At 70.1% G+C, this 2,312-nt stretch carries 2 protein-coding genes and 1 pseudogene; 2 read left to right on the top strand and 1 reads right to left on the bottom strand.

The genetic code is table 11. The features are described from left to right. Together NN2_RS35550 and NN2_RS35545 are read left to right on the top strand one after the other, a co-directional pair. Window positions 1–214 (top strand): annotated as a pseudogene (locus tag NN2_RS35550) (shikimate dehydrogenase); the annotation flags it as partial. Window positions 215–262: 48 nt separating this feature from the next. After that, window positions 263–736 carry a B-4DMT family transporter gene (locus NN2_RS35545; RefSeq protein ID WP_030513968.1) on the top strand — a complete coding sequence of 158 codons (474 nt, stop codon included), beginning with the start codon at window positions 263–265 and terminating at the stop codon, window positions 734–736. Window positions 737–796: 60 nt separating this feature from the next. Here the strand turns inward: NN2_RS35545 and aroB are convergent, their stop codons facing one another. Beyond that, entirely contained in the window at window positions 797–1,933 is a 1,137-nt protein-coding gene (gene aroB / locus NN2_RS35540) for a 3-dehydroquinate synthase (RefSeq protein ID WP_063019644.1), read from the bottom strand. Window positions 1,934–2,312 lie beyond the last annotated feature (379 nt).

Raw genomic sequence — 2,312 nt, 5'->3', positions numbered from 1 at the left:
GGCCGACGCGGTCGCGGCGGCGCCGGTAGTGCTGGACGCGATCTACGATCCGTGGCCGACGCCGCTCGCGACCACCGTGCGGCGTGCGGGGCATACCGTCGTCAGCGGATTGCAGATGCTGCTGAATCAGGCCTACGGCCAGGTCGAACAGTTCACGGGCCGGCCCGCGCCACGGGCGGCGATGGCGGCGGCTCTGGATCTCCGTGACTTCTAGAACCGGTTCCAATTCGATGACGTCACAACACAGGCTAAGGTGATCGACATGAATTCGTGGGTGTTGCGCGCCATAGTCCTCGGTGCGCTGACCGTCGTACTGCGAACCCTGCTGGGTTTCGGCATGATCTACTGGCCGACCAACGGCTCGTGGATGCGCATCGTGTGCTTGATCGTGCTGGTCGTCGCGGGCGTCGCCTGGGGGCTGATCGATGGTCGCAGTGATCGGCGGGCCAATCCCGATCCGGAGCGCGGCGGTGCCGACCTCACCATGCGCTGGCTGAAGGCCGGTGTGGTCGGTGGTGTGGGCAGCGGGCTGGTGGCGTGGCTGCTGGATTTCGTGCCGAAGTTCGATCTCGGCGACAACGGTCTGCTCTTCGAACTGACCGCTGGTGCCTCGTTCATCGTGCTGATGATCTTCATTCCGGCGATGGTCGGCGTGGCGATCGGCCGTTTCCTGGTGGGCCGGGATCGGCGCAAGAGCGAATCCTCGGTACCCCCGGCGGCGGCCTCCCCGGCCTGATCGCCGAATGATCCGCTCATCCGGGCCGCGGATCCTGTCCGCGGCCCGGATTTTCGTGTGCTAGAGCAGGATTCCGCCGGCGGGGCTGTCCTCGCGGGCGATGGTCGCATACGCCGCCGCCAGCAGCGACGGATCGGGACCCTCCAGCCGGCCCGGCTTGGCCAGACCGTCGAGAACGACGAATCGAACGATGCCCGAGCGGGTCTTCTTGTCGGTCTGCATGGTTTCGAGCAACTGCGGCAGCGCATCGGCGTCATAGGTGGTCGGCAGGCCGACGCTCTCCAGAATCGCGCGGTGCCGGTCGGCGGTCGCGTCGTCGAGGCGCCCGGCCAGCCGGCCGAGTTCGGCCGCGAAGACGAGGCCGACCGAGACCGCCGCACCGTGGCGCCACCGGTAGCGTTCCCGCCGTTCGATCGCGTGCCCGAGGGTATGACCGTAGTTGAGGATCTCGCGCAGGCTCGCCTCCTTGAGATCGGCGGCCACCACGTCGGCCTTCACCTGGATCGCCCGGCGGACCAACTCCGGCAACACGTCGCCCTTCGGGTCCAGTGCGGCGGCGGGGTCGCGTTCGATCAGGTCGAGGATCACCGGGTCGGCGATGAATCCGGCCTTGATGATCTCGGCCATTCCGGCGACGATCTCGTTGGGCGGCACCGTTTCGAGGGTGACCAGATCCACCAGCACGGCCGACGGTTCGTGGAAGCAGCCGACCAGGTTCTTCCCGGCCTCGGTGTTGATTCCGGTTTTGCCCCCGACCGCCGCGTCGACCATCGCGAGCAGCGTGGTGGGCACGTGGACGACCTTCACGCCGCGCATCCAGGTCGCGGCGACGAACCCGGCCAGATCGGTGGCCGCACCCCCGCCGAGGCTGATCACGACGTCCTGGCGGGTGAGGCCGATGCGGCCGAGCACCTCCCAGCAGAAGCCGGCGACCGGCAGGTCCTTCCCGGCCTCGGCGTCCGGGATTTCGATGCGGTGCGCGTCGAGGGTGTCACCGTGCGAGCCGACGGCCTGCTCGGCGAGCGCCTGCCGCACCACCTCCGCGGTCTCGGTCAGCGGCGGCTGATGGAAGATCGCCACGGTCCGCACGCCGGGATGGCGGGCGACCTGCTCGACCAGTTCGCCCAGCAGCCCCCGGCCGATGATCACCGGATACGGATCGGCGGTTCGGACGTCGATGCGGGTGGGCTCGCTCATGTGTGCTGCTCCGATTCCTCTAGTGCTCGTCGTAGGCGTGCCCGGCGGGCGCGGGCGCGTCGGGACCGACCGGCCCCGGGTGCCGCTTCGTGCGCGGTCTGCGCGGCGTCACCCGCGAGACGTCCAGCGGGCGAAGGTGTTTCGTCGGGTGCGGGCACCGGCAGCGGCTCCGGTCCGGAGCCGACCGGGCGCACCGGCTCCGGATGGGGCGCCGCCGCCGGGCCGGGGTTCCGACTCGCGGCGGGAGGGCCGGCGGCGCGGGTGGCGGTACGCCGGATTCGTCCGGGTCGTGCATTCTGCTGTGCGGCGGATGGTTTCGCGTCGGCGTCGGCCGCTGCCGGTTCGGGCGTGCGGGCGGGACACTCGGCGGCGGGGTCGA

This window comes from Nocardia nova NBRC 15556 (genome assembly GCF_001613005.1).
Taxonomy (GTDB): Bacteria; Actinomycetota; Actinomycetes; order Mycobacteriales; family Mycobacteriaceae; genus Nocardia; species Nocardia nova.
Note: the sequence above shows the minus strand (reverse complement) of the source record. Positions and strands in the feature narration are given on the sequence as shown.

What these genes read in the sequence shown, in the direction of transcription:
- NN2_RS35545 (WP_030513968.1), top strand. Translation starts at nt 263, where the DNA reads ATGAATTCGTGGGTGTTGCGCGCCATAGTCCTCGGTGCGCTGACCGTC.
- aroB (WP_063019644.1), bottom strand. Translation starts at nt 1,933, where the DNA reads ATGAGCGAGCCCACCCGCATCGACGTCCGAACCGCCGATCCGTATCCG.